This window comes from Bartonella sp. TS82HLJMH (genome assembly GCF_042193495.1).
In the GTDB taxonomy this organism is placed as follows: Bacteria; Pseudomonadota; Alphaproteobacteria; order Rhizobiales; family Rhizobiaceae; genus Bartonella; species Bartonella grahamii.
Map to the genome: position 1 here is coordinate 1 of NZ_JBHILU010000017.1, position 26,787 is coordinate 26,787.

Below are 26,787 nucleotides of genomic sequence, written 5' to 3' on the forward strand. Positions count from 1 at the left end.
CCATCTTTACCATCATTTTTTAATTCAGCTTTACGACTTTCAAAAGCATCCAACGCGATATCTTTTAAATAATGGAGCTTACTTATTGCCTCACGCTTTTGTTTTTCACGTTCTTTAATAGGGTCACGACCTTCACGAAGAACAGAATGCCACCCAGTTGCCAATTCACGAGTTTTTTTTAAAGAAACATTTCGCAATGTACCCAAGCCCATTTTGCGGCGCCGACCATGAATGGTATAACGGTAAATCCATTGAGCACCTCCATCTTTACGCTTATGAAGAAGCAAGCCGACACCATTATTATATTTGCCAGCTCCCAATGTTGCGACAGCCCTTGGCACTTGAGGCGATTCATAAGAGCCATTTTAGTCCTTTCTTATACAAATTTGATCCACACGCCAGCCCCGCTTATGGTGTGCAAGAGAATGGTTTTGATTGATTCAAGATAAACAGGTTTGAAATGAGAGAATCTTATGTTATTCGGGACTCTCATTCAACATGAAAAACAACGAATTATATTTATAAATCAGTATGTTAATTTTGTTAGGTATTTTAGTTGTTATGCTGGCTCGTTTTTGATTGTTAGATTGTAATCTCAGTCGTTTTTAATACGATATGGTGACGTGAGGCATTATATCTTTGTTTGTTCCTATTGCGAGGCTGCTATTTTTGTAACGAATGGGCTTTTATTATAAGAACTTTTTCTTTTTAAAACTTTTAAATGAGGAGCTGTCTGTGTTTTTAGATTTTGTAATAAGATTGCTATTTGATTGACCTGATAAAGATTTAGCTGCCATTTTTAATAAGAGTTTACTATTTAAGTTTTTAACTTTGTCAGAAGTAGGCTTTAGTTATCCTATTTGCGTTGGTCCATAGGGCATACCAATTTATGTAGATAATAAGTAGCGTAATGTTTTTTTTTAAATGAAAATGTAAATTAAAGCTGTTTTGTGCTTATTTTTCCATCGTTAAAGTAAAACCCTATCTGCCCCTTTAGCAGTTGTTCGGCTTTTTTACCAAAAATTTCATAGCGCCAGCCATTCATAGCGGGAATATTTTTCTTTATTCCTCCATTGGCAATTTTTTCTAAATCATTAGATGTTGCAATAATTTTAGGGGCAATGCTGTTTTCGCTTGCAACAATTTTTAATAACACTTTGAGCAGATCGATAACAGCGGCCGTCGTATCATTGAGTGGATTATGTTTAGGAATGGGGGGTAAAGTAGAAAGATCCACTTCTAAGCCTTCGTGGACAGCTTTGATTAATGATTGAGCAATTGAGAGTTTATCCCAATTCTTATTAAGACTGCGCAATCGTTTTAATGCAGATTCATCTTTTGGTTGTTGGGTTGCTATTTCTATAAGACATTCATCTTTTATGATATGACGACGTGGCATATTGTATCTTCGTGCTTCACGTTCACGCCAAGCTGCTATCTTTTGTAATACAGCAAGTTCACGAGGCTTTTTAATTTGTCCTTTCACTTTTTTCCATGCTTCATCTTCTGGTATATCATAGGTTTTAGGATTTAAAAGAATTGTTAGTTCATCATCCATCCAGTGAGCACGTTGATTTTTTTCTAACCTTTTTTTCAATAACAGGTAAACATCTCTTAAATAGGTTACATCGGCAAGTGCATAGAGCAGTTGTTTTTCAGACAAAGGTCGGCAACTCCAGTCTGTAAAGCGGGAAGATTTATCAAGATGATGCCCCGTGCAACGTTGTACAATTTGATCATAGGAGATAGAATCACCAAACCCACAAATTGATCCTGCTATTTGCGTATCAAAGAGAGGGGAAGGAATAACACCTCCAAGATGATAAATTGTTTCAATATCTTGGCGCGCAGCATGAAAAACTTTTACAACTTTTTTATCGATCATAAGGTCAAAAAAAGGTTGTAAATCAATATCTGGTGCTATGGGATCAATCAAAACTGTGACATCTGGTGATGCGAGCTGGATTAAACACAGTTGAGGCCAAAAAGTTGTCTCGCGGATAAACTCAGTATCGACTGTTACAAAATCAGAGGTACGTAGAACGTTAATTGCAATTTCAAGATCTGTTGTTTGTGTAATAAGATTCATCATTTTATTATAATTCGATAAATTAAATTTGTCCTTTATTGACTTTATTTTTGAGTTTTTATTCTCATATCTTGACAAATGGTTATTAAAAAGCGTTTGTAGCGCATGTGAATATTATAATCAAAGGCAAAAAACATGCACCGTTATCGCAGTCATCATTGTGCGGCTCTTCGTAGATGTGATGTAGGAGCACAAGTCCGTCTTTCGGGATGGGTTCATCGTGTTCGTGATCATGGAGGAATTCTTTTTGTGGATTTACGTGATCATTTTGGAATTACACAAATTGTTGCTGATCCTGCTTCGCCGGCTTTTAAAGTTATTGAAAAAGTGCGTTCTGAATGGGTTATTCGTGTGGATGGAGAGGTATGTGCACGTTCTGATGAGGTTATTAATGCAACGCTTCCAACAGGTGAGATTGAAATTGTTGCACAAGAGGTAGAAATTCTTTCAAAATCTGATGAACTTCCTTTACCGGTTTTTGGTGAACCTGATTATCCAGAAGATATTCGATTAAAATATCGTTTTCTTGATTTGCGTCGGGAGACTATGCACAAAAATATCATGCGTCGGACTGAAATTATTGCGGCTATGAGACGGGCTATGCAAAATAATGGTTTTACGGAATTTACGACGCCACTTTTGACAGCTTCATCACCGGAAGGAGCACGTGATTTTTTGGTTCCAAGTCGTGTTCATCAGGGAAAATTTTATGCGCTACCGCAAGCACCACAGCAATATAAACAGTTGTTGATGATGTCAGGTTTTGATCGTTATTTTCAGATTGCTCCATGTTTTAGAGATGAAGATCCAAGGGCCGACCGTCTTCCTGGTGAATTTTATCAATTAGATGTTGAAATGAGTTTTGTTGAGCAAGAAGATGTTTTAGCAACTATGGAACCTATTATGCGTTCTATTTTTGAAGAATTTGCAGATGGAAAAACTGTGACACAGAGCTTTCCTCGCATTTCCTATGATGAAGCAATGCAAAAATATGGTTCTGATAAGCCTGATCTACGTAATCCGATCATTATGGAAGATGTTTCTCAACATTTTTATAATTCTGGTTTCAAAGTCTTTGCTCAAATTTTAGCAAATGATGAGAATGCACGAGTGTGGGCTATTCCGGCTAAAACGGGTGGAAGTCGTGCTTTTTGTGATCGTATGAATGTATGGGCACAAGGCGAGGGGCAACCAGGGCTCGGTTATATTTTTTGGCGTGAAGAAAAAGGAGAATTTGAAGGAGCAGGGCCTATCGCCAAAAATATTGGTCAACAGCGAGCTGAAGCGCTCCGTATACAGCTTGGACTTGAAAGTGGTGATGCTTGTTTTTTTGTGGCTGGAGATCCAAAAAAATTCGCATCTTTTGCTGGAGCAGCCCGTACACGGGTAGGGGAAGAATTAGATCTTCTCGATAGAGAGAGTTTCTCTTTGGCTTGGATTGTTGATTTTCCATTTTTTGAATGGAATGAAGATGAGAAAAAGATTGATTTTGCACATAATCCTTTTTCCATGCCTCAAGGGGGAGAAAATGCTCTTGAGACCCAAGATCCTCTTACTCTTAAAGCTTTTCAATATGATCTTGTTTGCAATGGTTATGAAATTGCATCAGGTGGAATTCGTAATCACTTGCCAGAAATGATGCTTAAAGTTTTTGAGCTTGTAGGACTTTCTAAGGAAGTTGTGAAAGATCGTTTCGGTGGTCTTTATCGTGCATTCCATTATGGGGCTCCGCCACACGGTGGTATGGCTGCGGGAATTGACCGCATCATTATGCTGTTGCAAGGTGTTAAAAATTTGCGTGAAGTTGCTTTATTTCCTATGAATCAACAGGCACTTGATCTTTTGATGAGTGCTCCGTCTGATGTGTCTCCTACACAATTACGTGATTTAGGAATCCGTATGGCTCCTACTCACAAAAATAGCTCATAAAGTTGATTATGGATTGTTTTCATCTTTCTTATGCAGAGTGAAGTTTTGATGCCTCTCAAGAGCATCATGTGTGTGTGCTGTTTGTGAAATTTAGATAGACAAAAACGCCATTGTGTTGATTCTTTACGAGGCTTTATTCCTTGTTTTTATAGTGGCTCTTCCCTTTGTGATAGGTGAGGAAATGATTGTGATTGTTTTATCATGAATAAATTAGAAATGAGAGAATTCTATAATATTTGGAAGTCTCATTTTAGTTGAAAAAAATGAATTATCTTTATACGACAACATATTATTTATTTTTTATTGAAGTTTTTACAATGTTGTAGCAGAGAATTGTGTCTCTTCGTTTTTATGAGAATAATGCGGTTTTCTATTCTATGGACTTACTCTGAAAAGTTTAAATTTTATAAGCTTTGAATATTTTTTTAGTTTTTCATGGAAAAACTGAATGGGGTTGTTGTACAATTTATCTTTATAATAAAAGATGATGTTTGAAAGGTGCTTTTGTCATTCCAAAAAGAATGAAACAACTCTTTGTGAGCAGTTAAATTATTATCAGATTTGACAAAGCTTTCAATAAATTACTTAGGACAAGGGGGGAAGGACATGTATAAATTTTTCAAATTGATATAATTTTCTGTTCATGTTCTAATCGCAGCGTTTGTTTTTATGTAATTGACTTTTAATAAAAAAGTCGACTCATAGAAGATTTAATTAAATAAATCCTATAAAATAATTTCTTATTATTGTGGGAATTGTTATTTTAATACTATGTTTGATAAAATGAATTTACCTTTTGATAAAGAACATATTGAACCAATAGAATTACGTTCTGCTTTACAGGAACGTTATTTGGCTTATGCACTTTCTACGATTACACATCGTGCATTGCCTGATGTACGTGATGGATTGAAGCCTGTCCACCGGCGGATTGTTCATGCGATGCGTCTTCTCAAACTAAATCCTGGACAGTCTTATGCGAAATGCGCGCGGATTGTCGGTGATGTCATGGGAAAATTTCATCCTCATGGGGATGCGTCTATTTATGATGCTTTGGTGCGCTTGGCTCAAAGTTTTGCTGTTCGTTATCCGTTGGTTGATGGGCAAGGCAATTTTGGTAATATTGATGGTGATAATGCTGCTGCCATGCGTTATACGGAAGCACGTATGACTGAAGTGGCTGCATTGTTACTTGAAGGAATTAATGAGAATGCTATTGATTTTCGTTTAACCTATAATGAAGAAGATGAAGAGCCTGTTGTTTTACCAGGAGCTTTCCCTAATCTTTTAGCAAATGGTTCTTCTGGTATTGCTGTTGGTATGGCAACATCTATTCCACCCCATAATGTTGCTGAGCTTTGTGATGCAGCGCTCCATTTGATTGCGCATTCCGATGTAAATGATGAGGAATTAAATCAATTCGTTCTTGGTCCTGATTTCCCGACAGGGGGAATTTTAGTTGAGCCTAAAAAAAGTATTGAGGAATCTTATCGTGTTGGGCGTGGATTCTTTCGTTTGCGTTCACGTTGGCATCAGGAATCGGGTAGCCGTGGTTCTTATGTGATTGTTGTGACTGAAATTCCCTATCAGATTCAAAAGTCACGTCTTATTGAAAAAACAGCAGAGTTATTGCTTGCACGGCGATTGCCAATGCTTGAGGATATCCAAGATGAATCAGCAGAAGATATCAGAATTGTGCTGGTTCCTAAAAATCGTACGGTTGATCCGGAGCTTCTTATGGAGTCTCTTTTTAAATTGACTGATTTTGAAGTAAGATTTCCCCTTAATCTGAATGTTTTGTCTTTGGGAAAAATACCCAATGTTCTCTCTTTGCGTGAGAGTTTACAGCAATGGCTCGAACATCGTCAAGAAGTCCTTATTCGTCGCTCTCATTATCGGCTTGATCAAATTGATTGTCGATTAGAAATTCTTCATGGATATCTTATTGCCTATTTAAATCTCGATGAGGTTATTCAGATTATTCGTGAAGAGGATGAACCTAAAAAGCAGCTCATTAGTCGTTTTGAATTAACAGAAAATCAAGCTGAAGCTATTCTTAATATGCGCTTGCGTTCTTTACGTAAGCTTGAGGAATTTGAAATTCGTAAAGAATTTGAAAGTTTGAAAGCTGAAAAAGAAAAGCTACAGAATTTGTTAGCTTCTCCTATAAAACAGTGGAAAATAATTTCAGAAGAAATCAAAAAAGTTCGAAACACTTTTGGTCCTGAAACACTCTTAGGAAAAAGACGTACGACGTTTGAAGAGGCACCAAGACATGATCTTGATGATATTCAACAAGCAATGATCGAAAAAGAACCGATTACTATTGTTATTTCTGAAAAGGGGTGGATGCGCGCTTTGAAGGGACATTTGAACGATTATAAAGCGCTTTCTTTTAAAGAAGGAGACAGTTTAAAATTAGCATTTCCAGCATTTACGACCGACAAGATTATGCTGATCAGTACGGGTGGAAAGTTTTTTGCTATTAGTGCAAATAGTTTACCTGGAGGGCGGGGACATGGTGAACCTATTCGTCTTTTAGTTGATATGGATGATGAGCATGATGTTCTCACAGCTTTTGTGCATCACGCCGAGGAAAAATTGCTCTTGGTTTCATCTCACGGTAATGGTTTTATTGTTTCTTCTGCAGAAGTGATCGCCAATACACGAAAAGGAAAGCAAGTGATGAATGTGAAAGCTCCTGATAAGGTAAAGCTTTGTGTTCCGGTAAATGGTGATCATGTTGCTGTAGTCGGTGAAAACCGTAAAATGCTTATTTTTTCTATTGAACAAATACCAGAAATGAATCGTGGTAAAGGTGTTCGTTTACAGCGTTATAAAGAAGGTGGTGTTGTTGATGCCAAGACTTTTAATTTATCAGAAGGCTTAAGTTGGCAAGATACAGCTGAACGAATCTTTAACCGTCAGGCGGACGATCTCTTTGAATGGATGGGAACGCGTTCGGGAGTCGGGCGTTTGGTTCCAAAAGGATTTCCAAAATCAGGAAAATTTATTAATTAAATGTATTTTATAAATGGGAAAATTCCCTATGGTTTTATGATTGTGTAAGATATTAATTTATAAAGATAATTTATTATTTTTTTATATTGAAAGAAAACTAAAGCGTGAGTTTTTTCTATTTCGATCTTGTTCAGGTTAAATCAATCAAAACTGTTTTTTTACATTACAGCATTTATGGGTGCTGTCGTGAAATGATTTGATATTTCGAGAGCTGTATCTTTAAACAAACAATGTGAATGTTTAACACAAGAGTGTTCTATTTGGAGATGTTTTATTTTGTTTGATAGGTTTATCTTCTTATTATTCAAGAGAGATGTTATTAATCTTTCGTAGTAATATTTATTCGTTAGGATTGCTATGATATTGCCTAAAAAGATGACCACGTTCAGCCCATAAGACGAGAAGTATGGCAGCGAGACTCAAAAAGAAAAATCCTGCTGAGTTTGGGATGGTTGTTTCATCAAATTGTTGGGCAATAAAAAAGCTAAGTCCTGCACCGATAGATGTTTGAAGAAAGCCGGATACAGAAGAAGCTGTTCCAGCAATTTCACCCACAGATTCGAGAGCAAGTGTATTGAAATTGGCCATAATGCCACCGCAGGCAAACATCAGTATACAGAATAACAGCATGTAAAAAGCAAAAGGAAGAATACCATCTGTTAAGATAGAGCCAATAAACCATACACATGAAGTGATACAAAAGAGCAAAAGCATAGTATGAGCAATACGCCGCATTCCAAGGCGTCCAACGAGTTGAGAGTTCATGAATGATGAGAAAGCCTGAAATGCAGCACCAACTGCAAAGGCAATAGGGAACCAAAGTCCTAGATTATAGATCCCTTCATACGTTTGTTGTGATGTATTAACGGCAGTAAAGATACAGCCTAAAATAATCGAAGTTGCTAGTGTATAGCAAAGTGTTGTGCGATTGGTTATTACAATCCATAAATTATGTTTGACTGAAGAAAAGGAAAGAGAGCGTTGCGCATAAAGAGTTTCCGGCAAGCGGAATTGAATCCAAATCATCAACCCGAAACCAACCATTGCCATGAAAATAAAAATATATTGCCAATGTCCAAGCAGTAAAATGATCTGTCCTGTTGCGGGACCAACCATTGGTGCAACAAGAAAAACCATCATAACAATAGACATAACTTCTGCCATTTTTCGACCACTGTAAAGATCACGTACGACGGAAACTGTAAGAACCCGCATAGCAGCTCCTCCAATACCTTGTAAGATACGCAAAATAAGTAAGAGAGAAAAATCAGTTACAAAGGCACAGCCAATCGCCGTAAATGAATAAAAAGCAAGACCAATAAGAATAAGTTTACGTCGTCCATACCTATCGCTTATTGGACCGAAAAATATTTGAGCAATACCATAGCTAATAAGATAACTCGAAATGATATAATGTTGATCATTTTCATTGAGAACATTTAAGCCATCTAAAATATTGGGCATAGCTGGCAGCATAATATCAACAGCTATAGCGTTAATAGCCATGAGCGAAGCAATAAGAATAACAAATTCTTTATAGCCAATTTTTTTTCTAATCGCATCACTATGCGTTTGTTCATCGACTGAATATGACATATGGCATCCTTGAAATAGAAATTTCGTCTGAAAACAGCTCTTTTTAAGAGTCTGAATAAAATGAAAGATACCTATGATTGATTACAGGGAATATTTTTTTCTTTTAAAAGTTCCTGTAACTCATTGTTTTGAAACATCTCTTTAACAATATCACAGCCTCCGACAAATTCACCCTTGATATACAGCTGTGGAATTGTTGGCCAATTTGAGTAATCTTTAATTCCTTGACGCAATTCGTTAGAAGTTAAGATGTTAATTCCTTTATAATTCAATCCTAAATAGTCAAGGATTTGAACAACTTGTCCTGAAAACCCGCATTGCGGAGCGTCAGGTGTTCCTTTCATGAATAAAATGACGTCGTTTGTTTTAATCTCGTTGTCAATAAAATCATGAACAGTGGTCATTTTTATCCCTCGATATTTCAGATTTTTATCAGTGTGTAATTTATATTCATACTGTTTTTAATCGTATTAAATGTGTGAATGCAAGAAGAAATTTTAGATTATTTTGGGACATTTGTTTGCAACATTAAGGCGTGAAGGTCATTTCCCATAGTGCCTTTAAGGGCATCATAGACCATTTTATGTTGTTGAACATGGGTTTTACCACGAAAACTTTCAGAAATAACTTCTGCAGCATAATGTTCTCCATCTCCAGCAAGATCACGAATTGTTACAGTAGCATCAGGAATGCCTTCACGAATAAGCGTTTCAATTGCATGGGCACTCATTGCCATCATTATTCTCCTATGTTGTTCATTTTTTTTATAAAGGCTGTTTAAGAGAAAAACAATTTTTACTCTTCACCCATAAATTGTGGAAACCAGTTTTCATAGGCTTTTGTGAGGTTGTCTACTGAAAGTGTTAATATCCCATCTATATTAAGAGAAGTTCCCTCAACTTGACCTAGCTCTGTTAAAGAAACTGTATTGATTTGTGCACGCTCTTTAAGATTATTAAGAGAGTGAGGTTTGACGGCTAAAAGATAACGTCCTTGGTCTTCTCCAAAAAGTTCTGCATGATGGGGTGATTTATTGCTTAATTTTACTTTGATTCCTTTACCTGCTTTAATCACCATTTCAGCAAGTGCTAGCGCTAATCCTCCGTCAGAAATGTCATGAGCAGCATGAATAAAACCGCTATTAATGACATCTCGAACAAATTGACCATGCTTTTTTTCAAGTTGTAAATCTACAGGGGGGGGGGCACCTGCATCAATATTTAAAATGTTACGTGCATAGATTGATTGTCCTAAATGGGAGCCGCAATTTCCTACTAAAACAAGAATATCTCCATTTTGCATACCACTTATTGTCACCATTTTAGACCAATCATTAAGAAGACCTACACCAGCAATTGTGGGGGTTGGAAGAATGGCTTCCCCATTTGTTTCGTTGTAAAGAGAAACATTGCCTGAAACGATAGGAAAATCGAGGATTCTACAAGCTTCTCCTATACCTTTAATAGCAAAAACCAGCTGTCCCATAATTTCAGGTTTTTCAGGGTTACCAAAATTGAGATTATCTGTAGCAGCCAGTGGTGTTGCACCTGTCGTACTAATGTTTCGCCAGCATTCTGCGACAGCTTGTTTTCCTCCTTCATAAGGGTCTGCTTCACAATAGCGAGGTGTTACATCAGAAGAAAAAGCAAGAGCACGTTTGCTGTTGTTTCCTACACGGATAACGCCTGCATCACCTCCTGGACAAACAAGGCTATTTCCTTGGATAAGGGTATCATATTGTTCATAAACCCATCGCCGAGAACTTTGATCAGCAGAATTCAATAAGGACAGAAGCGCATCACCAAGATTTTCAACTTTTTTGACGTCTTCTGCTTTCAAGGGTGTTTTTTTTGCCGGTTCACTCCAAGGACGATCATAAACAGGCGCTTCATCACCAAGCTCTTTGATGGGAAGATTGACAACTTCTTCCCCTTGATGAAATACACGAAAACGTAAATCATCGGTTGTTTTTCCAATGATAGAAAAATGTAGCCCCCACTTATGAAAAATTGCTTCTGCTTGCTTTTCTAGTTCTGGTTTAAGGACCATGAGCATACGCTCTTGACTTTCAGAAAGCATCATTTCATAGGCTGTCATGTTTTCTTCTCGAACAGGAACTGTATCAAGATTAAGCTGTATCCCCAGATTTCCTTTTGCTCCCATTTCAACGGCAGAAGAGGTGAGTCCTGCTGCCCCCATATCTTGAATAGCAACTACGGCTCCAAGTTCCATGAGCTCTAAACATGCTTCAAGGAGACATTTCTCTGTAAAAGGATCACCTACTTGAACAGTTGGGCGTTTTTCACTGATTGAAGAATCAAATTCAGCAGAAGCCATTGTTGCTCCACCGACACCATCACGTCCTGTTTTTGCACCCAGATAAACAACAGGGAGTCCAATACCTTGCGCTTTAGAATAAAAAAGAGCATTTGTCTTTGCAATACCGGCGACAAAAGCGTTAACAAGGATATTGCCATTATAACGCTCATCAAAATTTACTTCTCCACCAACCGTTGGAACACCAAAAGAATTGCTGTAACCACCTATTCCAGAAACAACACCAGAAACAAGATGGCGTGTTCGTGGGTGATCAGGAGCACCAAATCGCAATGCATTCATAGCAGCAACAGGACGGGCTCCCATTGTAAAGACATCACGTAAAATACCACCAACACCTGTCGCTGCACCTTGATAAGGTTCAATATAAGAAGGGTGGTTATGGCTTTCCATTTTGAAAACAACACATTGCCCTTCGCCAATATCGACAACACCAGCATTTTCACCAGGTCCTTGGATAACACATTTTCCTTCTGTCGGAAGAGTTTTTAGCCATTTTTTAGATGATTTATAGGAACAGTGTTCGTTCCACATTGCAGAAAAAATTCCTAGTTCAGTAAATGTTGGTTCTCTACCGATTAACGTCAGGATACGTTGATATTCATCTTCTTTTAGCCCGTGTTGTGCAATGAGTTCTGGTGTAATAGTGATGTTATTGCAAGGCTTCATGAGCATTTATCCGTCAAATTAATCGAAACTTAGTATTTTTATTTTTTTAACCTAGCAGCTTAGTATTATAAACAATAATGTTGTTAATAATAAAAATATTTATAGACAGTAAGCTGAAGATTTTGTCCGTTTGTTTGGTGGGATTTAAGACTAAAAATGGTCTTAAATAATTATGTGTTTAGAAAATAATATCCATTGTTGTTTGTGAAGAGCTTTGTTTATAGATTTACGATGCGAGAAATGGTATAAATCCTTGTTTTTTTTAAATTATGGAGCGCGAGTATTTTTGCAGCATTATCCATTTACTAACTCTAAAGCACTTTGGAAAAGTAAACGACCGTCAGTACCTCCGTGGGCGGATTCAATAAAGTTTTCAGGATGGGGCATCATACCAAGAATATTACCAGCTTTATTAACAATACCAGCAATATCTTTTATTGAGCCGTTCGGGTTTGTATTTTCTGCATAGCGAAAAACAATTTGTTCATTGTCTTCCATTTGTTTCAATGTTTCACTGTCAACAAAATAATTTCCGTCATGATGGGCAACAGGACAACGAATAATTTGTCCTTTAGAATAATATCGAGAAAATTTTGTCTTGGCGTTGACGACTTCAAGTTTGATTTCACGACAAACAAATTTTAAAGAAGCGTTACGCATTAAAGTACCGGGTAATAATCCTGCTTCCAACAAAATTTGAAATCCATTACAGATACCTATTATTGTCGTACCTTCTTGTGCTTTTTCACGAATGGCTTTTAAGATGGGAGTTCGCGCTCCAATAGCACCACATCTTAAGTAGTCGCCATAGGAAAAACCACCAGGAATAATAATAACATCTACATCTGGAATTGTTGTTTCTGTTTGCCAAATTTTTAGTGGCTCAACTCCCGTTATATGATGTAACGCTGCAACCATATCTCGATCACGATTTAATCCAGGAAGTTGAATGATGGCAGTTTTCATGAGCGTTCCACTTAAAAAAGTTCGATTGTATAATTTTCAATGACAGTATTTGCGAGTAACTCTTCACACATTTGTTCAAGTTTTTTCTTTGCGGTTTCAGAAGGTAGATCATCAAGAACAATATCAAAAACCTTTCCTTGACGAATGGATTGAATGCCTTCGAAAGCCAAACTTTTTAAAGCACCGACAATTGCTTCTCCTTGTGGATCAAGAACGCTTTCTCTTAAAGTAACTGTAACGCGTGCTTTCATTTTTTGCTTCCTGCTTGTTAAAAGAACCTCTCCTTTGAAGAGGGATATTTATATAAGGTGATGCTTTTTTGCCCTGTTTTTACTTTACGAGAACGGGACCACTTGGTCGTGTTGGTTCGTTTTCATTCATAATACCAAGACGTTTGGCAACTTCTTGATAGGCATTAATAAGCCCACCCATATCACGACGAAAACGGTCTTTATCCATTTTTTCTTGTGTGTGCATATCCCATAGTCGTGCAGAATCAGGTGAGATTTCATCAGCAAGAACAATGCGCATTGTTTCATCTTCCCACAGGCGACCAAATTCCATTTTAAAATCAATTAATTGGATGTTAATACCAGCAAAAAGCCCAGAAAGAAAATCATTAACACGAATTGAAAGTTGCATGATATCTTCTATCTCTTGTGGGACAGCCCACCCAAAAGCTGTAATATGTTCTTCTGTTACCATAGGATCATCGAGAGAATCATTTTTATAGTAGAACTCAATGATAGATTGCGGAAGTGGGGTTCCTTCTTCCAGTCCTAAACGCTTAGCAAGAGAGCCGGCAGCAACATTGCGAACAACAACTTCCAACGGAATCATTTCCACTGCTTTAATAAGCTGTTCACGCATGTTTATACGTTTGATAAAATGTGTTGGGATGCCCAAACGTCCAAGATGACTAAAAATATGTTCCGAAATTCGGTTGTTCAAAACCCCTTTTCCGTCGATAATTTCATGTTTTTTTGCATTAAAGGCAGTTGCATCATCTTTAAAAAATTGAATATAAGTTCCTGGTTCAGGTCCTTCATATAAAATTTTAGCCTTGCCTTCATAAATACGGTGGCGACGATTCATCATGATTCTCTATTTATCTTGAGAGGTTTTTAATAACATTGGTAAATGATACTATCCTAATTGATAGAATTTCTCAATGATATTGCTATGATACTTTTATAATTTTTGTCATTACACGCCTACTCAAAGGTGAAGATACATAGTGATGAGAAAGAAGATTATCTCTTTTTGATCAAATTTTTGCAAGAAAGTGAGAGAGGACCATAAGCCCTTCAGGCCAGGGTCCGTGTCCGGATTCTGCGTTAATATGGCCAGAATACCCAGCATCAACAAAGAGTGCCCCCCAATCATTGGCAATTTTTTCTGCTACGGAAAATTGACAAAACTCATCGTTGCGACTGGCTATGACAATAGAAGGAAAAGGCAGCTTTTGACGATGATAGGGGCCAAATGTCATTAAATGTTTGGGACGTATTTTCTCATTGGCGACATCTGGAGGTGCAACAAAGAAAGCGCCACAAATTTTTTCTGTATTTTGTACAGTTGCATGAATAGCGCTGGGAACTCCTAATGAATGGGCAATAAGCATAACAGGCCTTTGAGCTTTTGCGATGGCGGTTTTAACTTTGTTAACCCATTCTTCACAAACAGGCTTTGACCAATGGAGTTGTTCAATGCGGCGGGCTGTCGACAATTTTTTTTCCCAGCGTGTTTGCCAATGATCTGGACCAGATCCTTTGTAGCCAGGAATAATAAGAATATCGAGTTGATTTGCTTTCATAATTTTTTTGTTACAACAGATTTTTGATCATAGGTGGAATAGATTTGGGTTTTCTATGTCGCTTTATTGTTCTTCAAAAACACGTTTAAAAATCGTATTGATATGTTTGGTGTGGTAAGAAAGATCAAATTTTTCACGAAGTTCTTCTTCACTTAAAGCTTTGGTAACATCTTTGTCGTTGAGGAGTTCTTCTAAAAAATCTTTTCCTTGTTCCCAAACTTTCATCGCATTTCGTTGTACAATCCGATAAGAATCTTCACGACTGATTCCTGCTTGTGTGAGTGCTAAAAGCACCCGTTGTGAGTGAACAAGACCGCGGAATTTATTGAGATTTTTTTGCATATTCTCTGGATAGACAATGAGATTTTCAATAACCGATGTGAGGCGAGAAAGAGCAAAATCAAGAGTAATAGTCGCATCTGGAGCAATATAACGCTCAACAGATGAATGGGAAATATCACGTTCATGCCAAAGTGCAACATTTTCCATGGCTGGGAGCGCAAATGCACGTACCATGCGGGCTAGTCCAGTTAAATTTTCTGTTAAAACTGGATTACGTTTATGAGGCATTGCCGATGAACCTTTTTGCCCAGGCGAAAAATGTTCCTCTGCTTCAAGAACTTCTGTTCGTTGTAAATGGCGTATTTCTATCGCTAGCCTTTCAATAGAGGAAGCAATAACACCAAGTGTTGCAAAAAACATGGCATGACGATCTCTTGGTATTACTTGGGTGGAAACCGGTTCAGCACGCATCCTCAAGGCTTTTGCTACATGTTCTTCAACGCGTGGATCAATATTTGCAAAAGTTCCTACAGCTCCTGAAATTGCGCAAGTAGAAATTTCTTCTTGTGCTGCAAGAAGACGTTTGCGACAACGGGAAAATTCGGCGTATGCGAGAGCAAACTTGATTCCAAATGTTGTCGGTTCAGCATGAATGCCATGACTCCGCCCAATGGTGATTGTCTCTTTATGCTCAAAAGCACGTCTTTTTAATGCTTCAAGAAGTTGATCTATATCCTCTAGCAAAATATCACTAGCACGCATCAATTGAATGTTTAGCGTTGTATCTAGAACATCAGATGATGTCATACCTTGGTGGATAAAACGTGCCTCTGGTCCAATGAATTCAGCTAGGTGGGTCAGAAATGCGATAACATCATGTTTGGTAATTGCTTCAATTTCATCAATGCGATTGATATCAAATTTAGCTGCTGCCCCTTTTTCCCAAATGACTTTGGCGGCTTCTTTCGGAATAATCCCTAAATGAGCAAGGGCATCACAGGCATGGGCCTCAATTTCAAACCAAATACGATATTTTGTTTCGGGAGACCAAATTGTTACCATTGCAGGGCGGGAATAACGTGCGATCATTATTTTTTTCCTTCTTGTGAGAGGATTGCGGCTTGGCGCAATGCATTAATACGTGTTTTGTAAAGCTCTTTATTTCCGTTTTTATAAATTGCAGAGCCTGCGACAAATACATTTGCACCAGCTTTTGCAGCTATCCCAATTGTATCAACGGTGATACCACCATCAACTTCAAGATCAATAGGGCGGTTTGCAATCATGCTTTTAACACGCTTAATTTTATCTTTTATTTCTGGAATAAAACTTTGTCCACCAAAACCGGGATTAACCGTCATGATGAGAATGAGATTTAAGTGATCAAGTAAATATTCAAGTACATGTTCAGGGGTGCTTGGATTGAGTGCAATTCCTGCTTTTTTTCCCATTTTTTTTATTGTCTGTAATGAACGATGAAGATGTGGACTTGCTTCAGCATGAATGGTTATAATATCTGAACCCGCTTTTGCAAAAGCTTCCAAATAAGGGTCTACCGGTGCGATCATCAGGTGCACATCAAATGTTGCTTTGGTTAATGGGCGCAGAGCCTTGACGATTTCAGGACCAAAGGTGATGTTAGGAACAAAGTGCCCATCCATGATATCAAGATGAAGCCAATCTGCACCAGCATCAACAACATCTAACATTTCTTGTCCAAGTTTAGAAAAATCAGAAGCCAAGAGTGAAGGCGAAATGAGATGAGAATGGGGCATTAAAATCTCCTTGATTGGCTGTTTTTATCATATCGCTGTGTATACACAAATATCTTTTGTGTTATGACGGAAAAGAAAAAATATGTATTATAGGTCTTTGTTATGGAAAGATCGCTTGAAATTTTAAAGCTTTATAAGTGAAAGATATGTCGAATCATAAAACATATTTGATGCCTGAACTTCAACATAATATTGCGGTTTCTTCCCAAGAATATCGAGATGCCATGAGTCTTTTTGCAGGAGCTGTGCATATTGTGACAACAAATGGCATTAAGGGAAGACGCGGGGTGACTGTTTCGGCGTGTTGTTCTTTATCTGATAATCCTCCAACCCTTCTTGTCTGTCTCATGCGCCATAATTTAAAGAATCAGGTGTTTATGGAGAATGGAAATTTTTGTGTTAATAGCTTGGCAGGAAAACATCGTCCATTAGCGGATGTTTTTTCGAGGTGTTGCACTCTTACACAAAATGAGCGTTTTGATGTTGCTCAATGGGGAGTTTTGCAAACGGGGGCGCCTAGTCTTTCAGACGCTCTAGCGTCGTTTGATTGTCGTTTGATTTGTTGGCACGAGCACGCAACCCATTGTGTTTTGATTGGTGAGGTTGTTGCAATCAACTGTAATAAAGAAAAAGATGCTTTGATGTATTTGAAACGTGAATATCACACTTTGCCTTTATAAAGATTTTATTTTTTTGCATTGCTGAAATGATTTATTGTTGCTTCATTTAGATTTTAAACAATGAGAAAGTAGGGGAGGGATAGCTCTAATATCTGATATTAGATTTCCTTTTTTTTGAAGTTTCTTAGTAAGCAAGAAAAATGTTCTGGATGAGATTTGATCAAGAATCCAACCTACATAGAAAAGCGATCAAATCTAAACAGTGCGTTTAGACATATTTGTAGATTGTTATGAAAAAACATTTTACTCTTGTGTTGATGGGTATTGCACAATATATAGACCGCACATAGCATATGTGGAGGTTTTTTATTGCATGAGCGAAGAGATTGATGGTCAATATCGCCCTAGTGAAGATGAGCCTTTTATGAATGAGCGGCAAAAGGCGTATTTTCGTGCTAAATTGGTTTCTTGGAAGAATGATATATTAAAAGAAGCTCGTGAGACTTTGGAAAATTTGCAGGAAGAGAATGTTGGTCAACCAGATTTGACTGATAGGGCTTCTTGTGAAACTGATCGTACAATAGAATTACGTGCGCGTGATCGTCAGAGGAAACTTATTTCAAAAATAGATGCTGCTTTAGAGCGCATTGATAATGGGACATATGGCTTTTGTGAAGAAACCGGCGAACCCATTAGTATAAAGCGTCTTGAGGCTCGGCCTATAGCCGTTTTATCATTAGAAGCGCAAGAACGTCACGAACGACGTGAAAGAGTTTATCGCGAGGATTAAGGTCATTGAAATGATAAACACGAAACTCGTGGTGATAAAATTGTATATTTTTATTTTTGAGGGGTAGGAATGAATAAAGATGGTTCTTGCCGTCCCTCAATTTCGGCGGTGATTGCCGAATCTTTTACCGCTTGATTCGTAAAAGGAGAGGGACTTTTATCCGGTATATCGTTTCTTTCTGTAGGGGCGGAATTTGGATGTGTTAGTGTTTCTCTCTTTTGTATTTTGGATGTACCGGTAATATCCGATTCTACAACCACATCTGTTAATCCGCCAATAAGAAGCAAATGTTCTTTATGATCGCAACGGACTAAAACAAGGCGGCGTGCTCGATCTATAGAAATTACTTCACATAATGCTAATCGTGATAGACTTTTTTTTCTATTAATGCTGAATCTTCTCGTACTTAAACGACGTAAAAACAAGATAATTATGGTAATAGCAACGATTGTTATTATAAAAAACAAAAAGCTTATCATTATTTTCGCAGCAGATACACCTATTTGCTCTGATAACCAGATATACATAGATTTTCTCCCATTTTTGTGTGAAAATATCGTTTTTTATCGAGATAAATTTATAAACACACCCTTAAAAAGTTCACTTAAATACAAGAAATAAACTTTTTAACATTAAGTGAGCTTTCTTGGAAAGATAATATCATAGTATATACTTTATAACAATGAATATAAAGGAAGTTTTGTGATATCAGAAACAGCTAAATCTAAGGCAATGAGAGATGGATAAAGGTTTTGATAATAATAAAAGATCAGCGTCTTCTGTTCATCGAAGATTTGTGATTTTTAGTGTTGTTTTTATATTACTTTCTCTTTTTATTGTGGGTATTTTAGGTTTTTTTTATCCACAAAGCTATTTGCAAAAGGCTATATTGATATCTTTTTTGATTCTAGCAATTATCGGCGTTGCAACACTCATTTTGTGTGGAATGGGAATTTTAAGATACCATGTGTGGTTGCATGAAGATTTTGATTTTAGCATCTTTAATAAGAGCGATGATGCAATTGTAATCTCTGATCTTTCTGGTTTTGTTTATTATTCTAATCAAAACTATCGAAAAATTCTGACCTATAAGCCTGAAGTGTCTTGTTATATGGTTATTGCTGATCTTCCAGGAGCTGGTGCACTTTCGTATCGCTTAAAGGTTGCAGCCTGTAATAATCTTGCAGCACAAGAGGAATTAAGAGTAGAACAACCAATTTTTACCGATGCTACACCAAAAAAATCTGTTTGGTATAATATTTCCGTTCAACCTATCACAAAACAGAAAAAAAAGCTTTTATTTTGGCGTATTACTGATATTTCGCATTTACAACAAACGCGAGAAGTTTTTTTCTCGAACCTTCAAGAGGCTATTAATCACTTGGATCAAGCTCCTATTGGTTTTGTATCAGTTAATACACAAGGAACTATTCTTTATGCTAATGTGGTTTTTGCCGAATGGTTTTCAATTGATTTAGCGAATTTCTCAGTTGGTCAATATAATTTTGATTCGTTATTTGATAGCGTTGGCGCTAAGAGCTCATGGAGTGATATCTGTTTGCAAACCAATAGATATCAAAGTTCAGGTTACTCTTTACCTTATAGGTTTTCGTTATGTTTAAATTCACAGACGACTTGTGAGAAAATATTCCATTGTCTTATCTCTGTTTCTTCTCTCTTAGAAGAGGAAGCCATTTATCGTATTGTGATCATTCCACAACAAATACAAAAAGAAGAGGACGACCAATTAAAATTACCTAATATATTAGGAGAATATTTTGATGCGAGTCCTTTTGCAATAGCCGTGGTGGATCATGAAGGGAAATTGGTTCATATGAATAAAGCTTTTTCATCACTTACGGGATGTATGGATAAAGCTGTCAATTTTTATGATGTTGTTTCTCGTCGTGATTGTGTGCAGTTAGAGCGTTCTTTTCAGAGAATTGCGACAAATAAAAATTATTTTGTTTCTCTAGAAACTGTTTTAGAAAAAAATGAAGAATGCCATTTACGGCTCCATATTATGTCTGTACCGCCCTATCATGGTAATGCATTGCAAGATTTGCTTATTATCTCTGTGATTGAAACAACTGAACAAAAAACGCTTGAAGATAAAATGATACAAAGTCAGAAGATGCAAGCTGTTGGACAATTGGCTGGCGGCATTGCTCATGATTTTAATAATGTTTTAACGGCAATTTTAATGTCGTGTGATCTTCTTTTAAATACGCATCGTAGTTCTGATCCGGCTCATGCTGATCTGATCAATATTAAAAATAATGCTAACCGTGCAGCTGCTCTTGTACAGCAATTATTAGCTTTTTCTAGAAAGCAAACACTTCGACCTGAAGAAGTTGATTTTACCGAATTTTTATCAGATATTCGCAATCTTATTGTACCCCTTTTGGGAAATAATATTCAGTTAAAAATTATCCATGGAAGAGATTTGTGGAGCGTTGAAGTTGATCAAGCATCTTTTCAGCGTGTTATTATGAATTTGGTTATTAATGCGCGTGATGCCATGTTAGATGGAGGTATTGTTACGATTGCGACAAACAATATTACAAAGCAACAAAGTGCTGAATTTATTCATCTTGGTTTAGTAATTGGTGAGTATGTGCAATTGACTATTTCAGATACAGGGGCTGGTATATCTGCTGCTATACAAGAAAAAATGTTTGAGCCATTTTTTACAACAAAAGAAGTTGGAAAAGGAACAGGACTTGGTTTATCAATGGTTTATGGAATTATCAAGCAGAGTGGTGGGTACATTTATTGTGAAAGTAAAGAAGGTGAAGGAGCAACATTTCATATTTTTCTTCCCCGTTATATCCCCAATATAAAAGGAGAAATTTCTCAAAAGATTGCAAAAGATGAAGAGAAAGATAAAAATATAGACTTAACAGGATCTGCGACTGTTTTATTGGTTGAAGATGAAGATGCGGTCAGAATGGGGGGGGTAAGAGCTCTTCAAATGAGAGGATATACGGTTTTAGAGGCAGCGAGTGGGGTGGAAGCACTCTCTATTCTTGAGGATCAAAAAGGAGCTGTTGATATTATTGTTTCCGACGTGGTGATGCCAGAAATGGATGGGCCCACTTTATTGAAGGAAGTACGTAAAAACTATCCTGATATCAAATTTCTTTTCGTTTCTGGATATGCAAAAGATGCTTTTGCTAAAAATCTTCCACAAGATGCTGTTTTTGGTTTTTTATCTAAACCTTTTACACTCAAACAGTTAGCTCTAACAGTTAAAGAAACACTTTCATCATGAGGCAAAAATTTATGCAATAGAAAAATTGCGTATTTAAGATTTTTTAGGCGAAATATGAGAGTATTTTGATAAATAGAGCTTGTGATAATGTCATAGAACTGAATAAAAAAGAAGAATTTGAAAATTTAACTAAAATTCAAAAAAATCACACATTCTGCGCAAAAATTTATGAAGAGATAGACTCTATTACGTCAACATTTAATAGAGATTTTCAATTATAGACACTGAGCACAAATTATGTATAAGACATTGAAAAATGCTGATTAATAGATTGTTGATACACTCAAAAAGATAAAAGCTGTTGCTGCATATCTACCATTTTGCTCTTCCCTTCAATAAATGCTTTTAAGGCTTCGGGGTAGAGTTTATGCTCTGCTTTAAGAACTCTTTGTGCTAAGCTCTCAGCAGTATCATGGGGATAGACTGGAACAGCTGCTTGGGCAAGGATTTTTCCTGCATCCATGTCTTCTGTAACAAGGTGAACAGTGCAACCCGTGATTTTTACGCCTGCTTGTAAAGCTTTTTCATGTGTGTTTAAGCCTTTAAATGAAGGCAAAAGAGAAGGATGAATGTTTAAAATTCGTTCTTCGTAAAGTTTTACAAAACGTGGTGAGATAAGGCGCATATACCCTGCAAAGCAGAGAAAATCCGGTTTATATTGATCTAAAATCGTAAAAATACTTTCTTCATGCTCTTCTTTTGTTTTGTAAATTTTGCGATCAACAATATGAATAGGTAAGTTATGGTTTTGCGCCTTTTCAATACCATTTGCATGCGGATTATCGCAAATAACTGCGACGATTTCAGCAGGATATTCCTTTTGCTGACTAGCTTGAGCAAGGGCGACCATATTGGATCCATTACCAGAAATGAAAACGACGATTTGTTTTTTCATAAATGCAGTACCCCTTTATAAAGTATTCCTTTATTTTGATCTTGGCGTTTTGTTAAAATGCCAAGTGGAGTTACATTCTCTCCTTTTCTTTCAAGAGCTTGCGTAATTGTTTCAGCTGCATGCTGTGCTACGATAATGATCATGCCAATACCACAATTGAATGTTCTTAACATTTCTGTTTCTTCTATTTTACCTTGTTTGGCAATCCATGAAAATACTGCTGGAACATTAATGGTAGAAAGATTAATTTCAGCGCAGAGAGAAGATGGAACAACACGTGGAATATTTTCAGGAAAGCCTCCACCTGTAATATGAGCAAGAGCTTTAATCCCTTCGTATTTTTGCATGATGGGAAGAAGCGATTTTACATAAATGCGTGTTGGTGTAAGAAGTGCTATACCAAGGCTGTTTTCGGGGGCAAAAGGGGCAGGGTCATTCCATTTGAGATCATGTTGCTGGATGATTCGTCGAACAAGCGAAAAGCCATTGGAATGAATTCCAGAGGCGCTTAGACCTAATATAATATCACCTTCTGTTAAATCTTTTGAAGGGAGTAGCTTGCTGCGTTCGCATGCTCCTACAGCAAAACCGGCTAGATCATAATCTCCCTCTGCATACATTCCTGGCATTTCTGCCGTTTCTCCTCCAATAAGAGCAGCACCGGCTTGTTTACACCCTTCTGCAATACCAGAAACAATCGCAGCACCTTGTTCAGGGTCAAGCTTTCCAGTTGCAAAATAATCCAGGAAAAAGAGAGGCTCAGCCCCTTGTACGAGTAAATCATTGACACACATAGCTACAAGATCAATACCTACAGTGTTATGGTGACCTATTTCAATGGCAATTTTTAATTTTGTTCCCACACCATCATTGGCTGCTACTAGGATAGGATCCGTAAAGCCAGCTGCTTTTAAATCAAAAAGTCCACCAAAACCGCCAATTTCTGCATCTGCTCCGGCTCGTTTTGTCGCGCGTATAAAGGGTTTAATTTTTTCTACCATGGCATTACCCATATCGATGTTTACACCGGCTTTTGCGTAGGTAAGACCAACTTTGGATTTATTATTTGTAAGATCTTGATTGCTCATTGGAGCCTTCCTTTAATGGAAAATCGGGTTTTGATATTATGCAATGCCATGATAGAGTTCTCTCTGCAAGAGATATTGATAAGAAAATAAGCAACTTTGCTTGTACCTTATTTTGAAGATGTTTATAATTTTTTGTGAAGAATTTTTTAGGATATTTTATGAGCAAGATATCAGATAATCATGGTCAGTCTTCTTGGCAACTTATGAGAAAGAAAGTGAGTGAGAATACATCTCGGGATCGTTATAAGACTTATGTGCCAGCGTATACTCAATTACCGTTGCCGAATAATATGAAAAGGCAAATCTTTTTCTGGCTTGGTACGCTGATTTTTTTCATTTTTTTTATGTTTGTTTTTGGATCGATTTTGCTTCCTTTTGTGGCAGGGATTGTTCTGGCTTATTTTCTCAATCCTATTGTTCAATTACTTGAAAGATTTGGTATTCGCCGTGTGTTTGGGACTGTCCTCATTACCTTATTTATTGTTATTACCTTTGTTGCTGCTTTAGTTATTTTGATTCCTGTTATTAGTTGGCAAATACAGCAATTTATGAGTGATGGTTTACCTGTTTATATTAATCGTATTCAAACCTTTTTTGTTGAGCATGATTTTGATTGGATAAGGCGCTATTTTGGAAGTGATCCAAATGAATTACGGAATAATATTAAAGGATTTTTGGGAGAAGGTTCTGATTTTATTACGTCTCTTTTGAATTCACTTTTAAAGTCAGGAAAATCTATCGTTAATATCGCTAGCTTATTTGTTGTGGCACCTGTGGTGGCATTTTATATGTTACTAGATTGGCCACGTATGGTAACAGCAATCGATTCGTTAATACCGCGTGATCATCTTGAAACCGTTCGGAGTATTTTTCATGAAATGGATAGAGCTATTGCAGGCTTTGTTCGTGGACAAGGAACAGTTTGTCTTATATTGGGAGGCTATTATGCTATTGGTCTAACGATTGCAGGACTCAATTTTGGTCTTTTGATTGGTATGTTTATTGGTCTTATTAGCTTTGTTCCTTATATCGGCACAATGAGTGGTTTGGTCCTTTCTGTTGGTATTGCATGGGTCCAGTTTTATCCCAATAATTGGGGGGGAATCATCGTTGTGATGGCACTTTTTTTTATTGGTCAATTTATTGAAGGTTATATTCTTCAACCCAAGCTTGTAGGTTCATCAGTGGGATTACATCCCGTATGGTTGATGTTTTCACTTTTTGCTTTTTCTTCACTCTTTGGTTTTACCGGTATGCTTGTTGCTGTTCCTGCGGCAGCGGCTGTTGGCGTTTTAGTTCGTTTTGCTCTCCATACTTATCTTAGTTCTCAGATGTATTCGCGAAGGGGAAGTTCGGAGCCGCTAAAATGAATGGGCGTGAAACGCAATTATCTTTAAATTTTCCTTATGATCCAATTTTTCAATTTGAGGATTTAGTGGTAACGGAAAGCAATCGTATGGCTTTTCAGCTTATTGATCATTGGCCCAATTGGAGCTTACCTATTGCAGTTTTGGTTGGAAAAGAAGGATCTGGAAAAACACACTTTTCTAATATATGGCTCCAAAAAGCAGATGCTTTCAGGATTCAGCACAATGAAATTGATCAGGCTGTTACTATGGCTTCTTTAGGCAGATCATTTTTAATAGAGGATATTGATGCAGGTGAAATTAATGAGACAGAACTTTTTCATTTAATTAACAGTATTAAGCAAGCAAATCTTGATGCACGACAAGCTACTTTATTGATGACGGCACGGACACTTCCTTCCGCTTGGAATTTAAAGTTAAATGATCTAAAAAGTCGTCTTAATTCGGTGATGTTCGTTGAAATTAATCAGCCTGATGATGCATTATTAACAGCTGTTGCATTTAAGCTTTTTTCCGATAGGCAACTTATTGTACATCCAGACACGGTTTATTATCTTGTAAGTCGTTGTGAACGTTCTGTATTTTCATTGAAGCGTGTTATTGATTCTGTTGATCAGTTGGCATTACAAAGAAAAAGAAAAATAACACGTGCTGTTATTGCTGAAGTTTTGAATAGAAGAAATCCGTAAATACTCCCTATCATGGCTTACTTATTCTGTCTTTCTATTATCGTTTCAATATGTAGCAAGACAAGTCATTTAAATTTTCTTCTTTTTTGATATCTGTTAAGAGTGAAAATAGTATTTTTTACTTTAGTCATGTGTTTATCTTAAATAGCTTTGAGATTTTATTGTATGATGTTGACTTTTTTCCATCTTTGCATTTGAAAATTTTTCTAAAAAAAGCGCTTTATTTTATTTATAATGGGACTTTCGTGCTTTGAAAAAATGTTTGTTGTTTATGGATTTGGATTGTAGAAGATTCTGGAATTTTTAATAAAAGAGTTCTTTGCAAGATAGAAAAAGAGGGGAAAAAGCTTAATACAGCTGATTTTTTGGCTTGTGTTCTCTTTTGGAAAGTTTTTCTATGATATTTAAGTCGTTTTTTTCTAAAATTGTATCTGTAGAATGCGTTTTGATACAGTGAGAGTTTGCTTAAAGCAGGATGAAAATTATGAAATCCTTACAGAGAAATTCATTGTTTTTTTAATATAGATTGGGATTTTTTACGGAGGTTGTTTTCTATTATTTGTCAATAAATATGTTATTGAGTAGGGAAAAAATTTTTAAAACGTGCTTTTTTGTAAAGAAATGCAACAAAATTAAAAAAAAGTGTGTTTTTCTCTTGCACTTCTGTTGTGAAAATTTTAGGAAATGTGCATCAAGTAAATGTAAATGGCGGAGCGTAGCGCAGCCTGGTAGCGCACCTGATTTGGGATCAGGGGGTCGTAGGTTCGAATCCTATCGCTCCGACCATATTTGATTAAGAGTGTGAGAATGACCCAATTGGGTACGTGTGGTGGAAAACTATCATTCAAGCGTTGTGTAATCTGAAGGAAAAAGGCATGATCGCACGTATTTATAGTCCTGCTAAGACAGCTATGCAGTCAGGTAAGGGGAATACAGGTTTTTGGATTCTAGAGTATGAGCCGGTGAAAGCAAAAATGCTTGAACCTCTTATGGGGTACACGGCAACGTCTGATATGAATAATCAGGTAAGGATCAGATTTAATAGGAAGGAAGAAGCGATTGCTTTTGCGCGTAAGAATGCTATCTCTTACCGTGTAGAAAAGAAACCTACGTCGATTCGACGTGCTATTTCTTATTCTGATAATTTTCGCAGTGATCGGCAGCACTCTTGGACACATTGAATTAAAGATGCTATTTTGAATTGAGAAAATAATCAGTTGGGTCCCGTAGCTCAGCTGGATAGAGCAACGGCCTTCTAAGCCGTGGGTCACAGGTTCGAATCCTGTCGGGATCACCATCCAGTTTTCACCCATGTATAACGTATTTATTCTTTGTAATCTTTTTTAAAGTTCGGGAACATTAACAAAAGTTCGGGAATAGGATTTTCCAACATACTTTTACAAAGCTCATCTGTTTACTCCAACGTTCTTTAATAATTTTTTGAATTCTTTGAGAACCACTATTTTAAATGCGCAAAGATATTATCTATCGTATTCACAAGACGTGCAAAATTAAGAATTCATTTTCTAAAGAATTTCGCGCGTCTCAGAGTATGTTTAGAGTCGGATATTTGGTTTTTGTGTA

Annotated in this window: 22 protein-coding genes, 2 tRNA genes and 1 pseudogene; 10 read left to right on the forward strand and 15 right to left on the reverse strand. The window is 36.9% G+C overall.

From position 1 onward, the window contains the following. Positions 1-364, reverse strand: a pseudogene (locus ACFIKO_RS07635) (integrase arm-type DNA-binding domain-containing protein); the annotation flags it as partial. A gap of 573 nt (positions 365-937) precedes the next feature. Continuing rightward, positions 938-2,092, reverse strand: a complete 1,155-nt coding sequence (gene rnd, locus ACFIKO_RS07640) for a ribonuclease D (protein WP_375673663.1) — start codon at positions 2,090-2,092, stop codon at positions 938-940. Positions 2,093-2,224: 132 nt separating this feature from the next. Here rnd and aspS point away from each other — a divergent pair, with 132 nt between their 5' ends. Further along, complete coding sequence (gene aspS / locus ACFIKO_RS07645) at positions 2,225-4,018, forward strand: aspartate--tRNA ligase (protein ID WP_273788192.1); 1,794 nt, start codon at positions 2,225-2,227, stop codon at positions 4,016-4,018. Positions 4,019-4,789: 771 nt separating this feature from the next. Then, the gene (gene parC, locus ACFIKO_RS07650; RefSeq protein ID WP_375673665.1) at positions 4,790-7,039 is read left to right on the forward strand and encodes a DNA topoisomerase IV subunit A; all 2,250 of its coding nucleotides are present in this window, start codon (positions 4,790-4,792) and stop codon (positions 7,037-7,039) included. Between the two features lie 339 nt (positions 7,040-7,378). Here parC and ACFIKO_RS07655 read toward each other — a convergent pair whose 3' ends face one another. The 10 genes from ACFIKO_RS07655 to rpe all read right to left on the reverse strand — a co-directional run bounded on the left by ACFIKO_RS07655 (position 7,379) and on the right by rpe (position 16,480). After that, positions 7,379-8,635 (reverse strand): multidrug effflux MFS transporter, encoded by a 1,257-nt coding sequence (locus ACFIKO_RS07655; RefSeq protein ID WP_375620313.1) that lies wholly within the window; start codon positions 8,633-8,635, stop codon positions 7,379-7,381. Positions 8,636-8,706: 71 nt separating this feature from the next. Beyond that, positions 8,707-9,039 carry a Grx4 family monothiol glutaredoxin gene (grxD, locus tag ACFIKO_RS07660; protein ID WP_015856495.1) on the reverse strand — a complete coding sequence of 111 codons (333 nt, stop codon included), beginning with the start codon at positions 9,037-9,039 and terminating at the stop codon, positions 8,707-8,709. A 98-nt stretch (positions 9,040-9,137) separates the two neighbouring features. Further along, the gene (locus tag ACFIKO_RS07665; protein WP_375673677.1) at positions 9,138-9,371 is read right to left on the reverse strand and encodes a BolA/IbaG family iron-sulfur metabolism protein; all 234 of its coding nucleotides are present in this window, start codon (positions 9,369-9,371) and stop codon (positions 9,138-9,140) included. A gap of 59 nt (positions 9,372-9,430) precedes the next feature. After that, positions 9,431-11,641 (reverse strand): phosphoribosylformylglycinamidine synthase subunit PurL, encoded by a 2,211-nt coding sequence (purL, locus tag ACFIKO_RS07670; protein WP_375620314.1) that lies wholly within the window; start codon positions 11,639-11,641, stop codon positions 9,431-9,433. A 294-nt stretch (positions 11,642-11,935) separates the two neighbouring features. After that, positions 11,936-12,607: a phosphoribosylformylglycinamidine synthase subunit PurQ gene (purQ, locus tag ACFIKO_RS07675; protein ID WP_375620315.1), complete on the reverse strand. Its 672-nt coding sequence runs from the start codon at positions 12,605-12,607 to the stop codon at positions 11,936-11,938. A gap of 11 nt (positions 12,608-12,618) precedes the next feature. Next, the gene (gene purS, locus ACFIKO_RS07680) at positions 12,619-12,858 is read right to left on the reverse strand and encodes a phosphoribosylformylglycinamidine synthase subunit PurS (protein WP_375620316.1); all 240 of its coding nucleotides are present in this window, start codon (positions 12,856-12,858) and stop codon (positions 12,619-12,621) included. A 79-nt stretch (positions 12,859-12,937) separates the two neighbouring features. After that, positions 12,938-13,702 carry a phosphoribosylaminoimidazolesuccinocarboxamide synthase gene (gene purC, locus ACFIKO_RS07685; RefSeq protein WP_375620332.1) on the reverse strand — a complete coding sequence of 255 codons (765 nt, stop codon included), beginning with the start codon at positions 13,700-13,702 and terminating at the stop codon, positions 12,938-12,940. 172 nt (positions 13,703-13,874) lie between these two features. After that, positions 13,875-14,423, reverse strand: coding sequence for an RBBP9/YdeN family alpha/beta hydrolase (locus tag ACFIKO_RS07690; protein WP_375620317.1), 549 nt, complete (start codon positions 14,421-14,423; stop codon positions 13,875-13,877). Between the two features lie 63 nt (positions 14,424-14,486). After that, complete coding sequence (purB, locus tag ACFIKO_RS07695; RefSeq protein ID WP_375673668.1) at positions 14,487-15,794, reverse strand: adenylosuccinate lyase; 1,308 nt, start codon at positions 15,792-15,794, stop codon at positions 14,487-14,489. Continuing rightward, positions 15,794-16,480: a ribulose-phosphate 3-epimerase gene (rpe, locus tag ACFIKO_RS07700; protein WP_375620319.1), complete on the reverse strand. Its 687-nt coding sequence runs from the start codon at positions 16,478-16,480 to the stop codon at positions 15,794-15,796. Before rpe ends, purB begins: the two co-directional genes overlap by 1 nt. A 146-nt stretch (positions 16,481-16,626) precedes the next feature. On the opposite strand from rpe, the gene ACFIKO_RS07705 reads away from it, so the two are divergent. Continuing rightward, complete coding sequence (locus tag ACFIKO_RS07705; protein ID WP_375620320.1) at positions 16,627-17,160, forward strand: flavin reductase; 534 nt, start codon at positions 16,627-16,629, stop codon at positions 17,158-17,160. Between the two features lie 313 nt (positions 17,161-17,473). After that, positions 17,474-17,890 (forward strand): RNA polymerase-binding protein DksA, encoded by a 417-nt coding sequence (gene dksA, locus ACFIKO_RS07710; protein ID WP_375620321.1) that lies wholly within the window; start codon positions 17,474-17,476, stop codon positions 17,888-17,890. A gap of 50 nt (positions 17,891-17,940) precedes the next feature. Here the strand turns inward: dksA and ACFIKO_RS07715 are convergent, their stop codons facing one another. Beyond that, positions 17,941-18,417 (reverse strand): hypothetical protein, encoded by a 477-nt coding sequence (locus tag ACFIKO_RS07715; protein WP_375620322.1) that lies wholly within the window; start codon positions 18,415-18,417, stop codon positions 17,941-17,943. Positions 18,418-18,629: 212 nt separating this feature from the next. On the opposite strand from ACFIKO_RS07715, the gene ACFIKO_RS07720 reads away from it, so the two are divergent. Beyond that, a complete protein-coding gene (locus tag ACFIKO_RS07720) occupies positions 18,630-21,164 on the forward strand; it encodes a response regulator (RefSeq protein WP_375673671.1) in 2,535 nt (844 codons plus the stop codon). 283 nt (positions 21,165-21,447) lie between these two features. Here the strand turns inward: ACFIKO_RS07720 and purN are convergent, their stop codons facing one another. After that, the gene (purN, locus tag ACFIKO_RS07725; protein WP_375673673.1) at positions 21,448-22,059 is read right to left on the reverse strand and encodes a phosphoribosylglycinamide formyltransferase; all 612 of its coding nucleotides are present in this window, start codon (positions 22,057-22,059) and stop codon (positions 21,448-21,450) included. Continuing rightward, a complete protein-coding gene (gene purM, locus ACFIKO_RS07730) occupies positions 22,056-23,147 on the reverse strand; it encodes a phosphoribosylformylglycinamidine cyclo-ligase (protein ID WP_375620325.1) in 1,092 nt (363 codons plus the stop codon). Before purM ends, purN begins: the two co-directional genes overlap by 4 nt. 158 nt (positions 23,148-23,305) lie before the next feature. Here purM and ACFIKO_RS07735 point away from each other — a divergent pair, with 158 nt between their 5' ends. From ACFIKO_RS07735 to ACFIKO_RS07755, 5 genes are all read left to right on the forward strand, one after another. Next, the gene (locus ACFIKO_RS07735; protein WP_375620326.1) at positions 23,306-24,517 is read left to right on the forward strand and encodes an AI-2E family transporter; all 1,212 of its coding nucleotides are present in this window, start codon (positions 23,306-23,308) and stop codon (positions 24,515-24,517) included. Then, entirely contained in the window at positions 24,514-25,203 is a 690-nt protein-coding gene (gene hdaA / locus ACFIKO_RS07740) for a DnaA regulatory inactivator HdaA (RefSeq protein ID WP_375673675.1), read from the forward strand. The genes ACFIKO_RS07735 and hdaA overlap by 4 nt, the downstream gene beginning before the upstream one ends. A gap of 709 nt (positions 25,204-25,912) precedes the next feature. Continuing rightward, a tRNA-Pro gene (locus tag ACFIKO_RS07745) sits at positions 25,913-25,989 on the forward strand. Positions 25,990-26,078: 89 nt separating this feature from the next. Next, on the forward strand, positions 26,079-26,384 hold the full coding sequence (locus ACFIKO_RS07750; protein ID WP_375620327.1) for an ETC complex I subunit: 306 nt from the start codon (positions 26,079-26,081) through the stop codon (positions 26,382-26,384). A 39-nt stretch (positions 26,385-26,423) separates the two neighbouring features. Continuing rightward, positions 26,424-26,500 (forward strand) — tRNA-Arg (locus ACFIKO_RS07755). Positions 26,501-26,787: the final 287 nt, after the last annotated feature.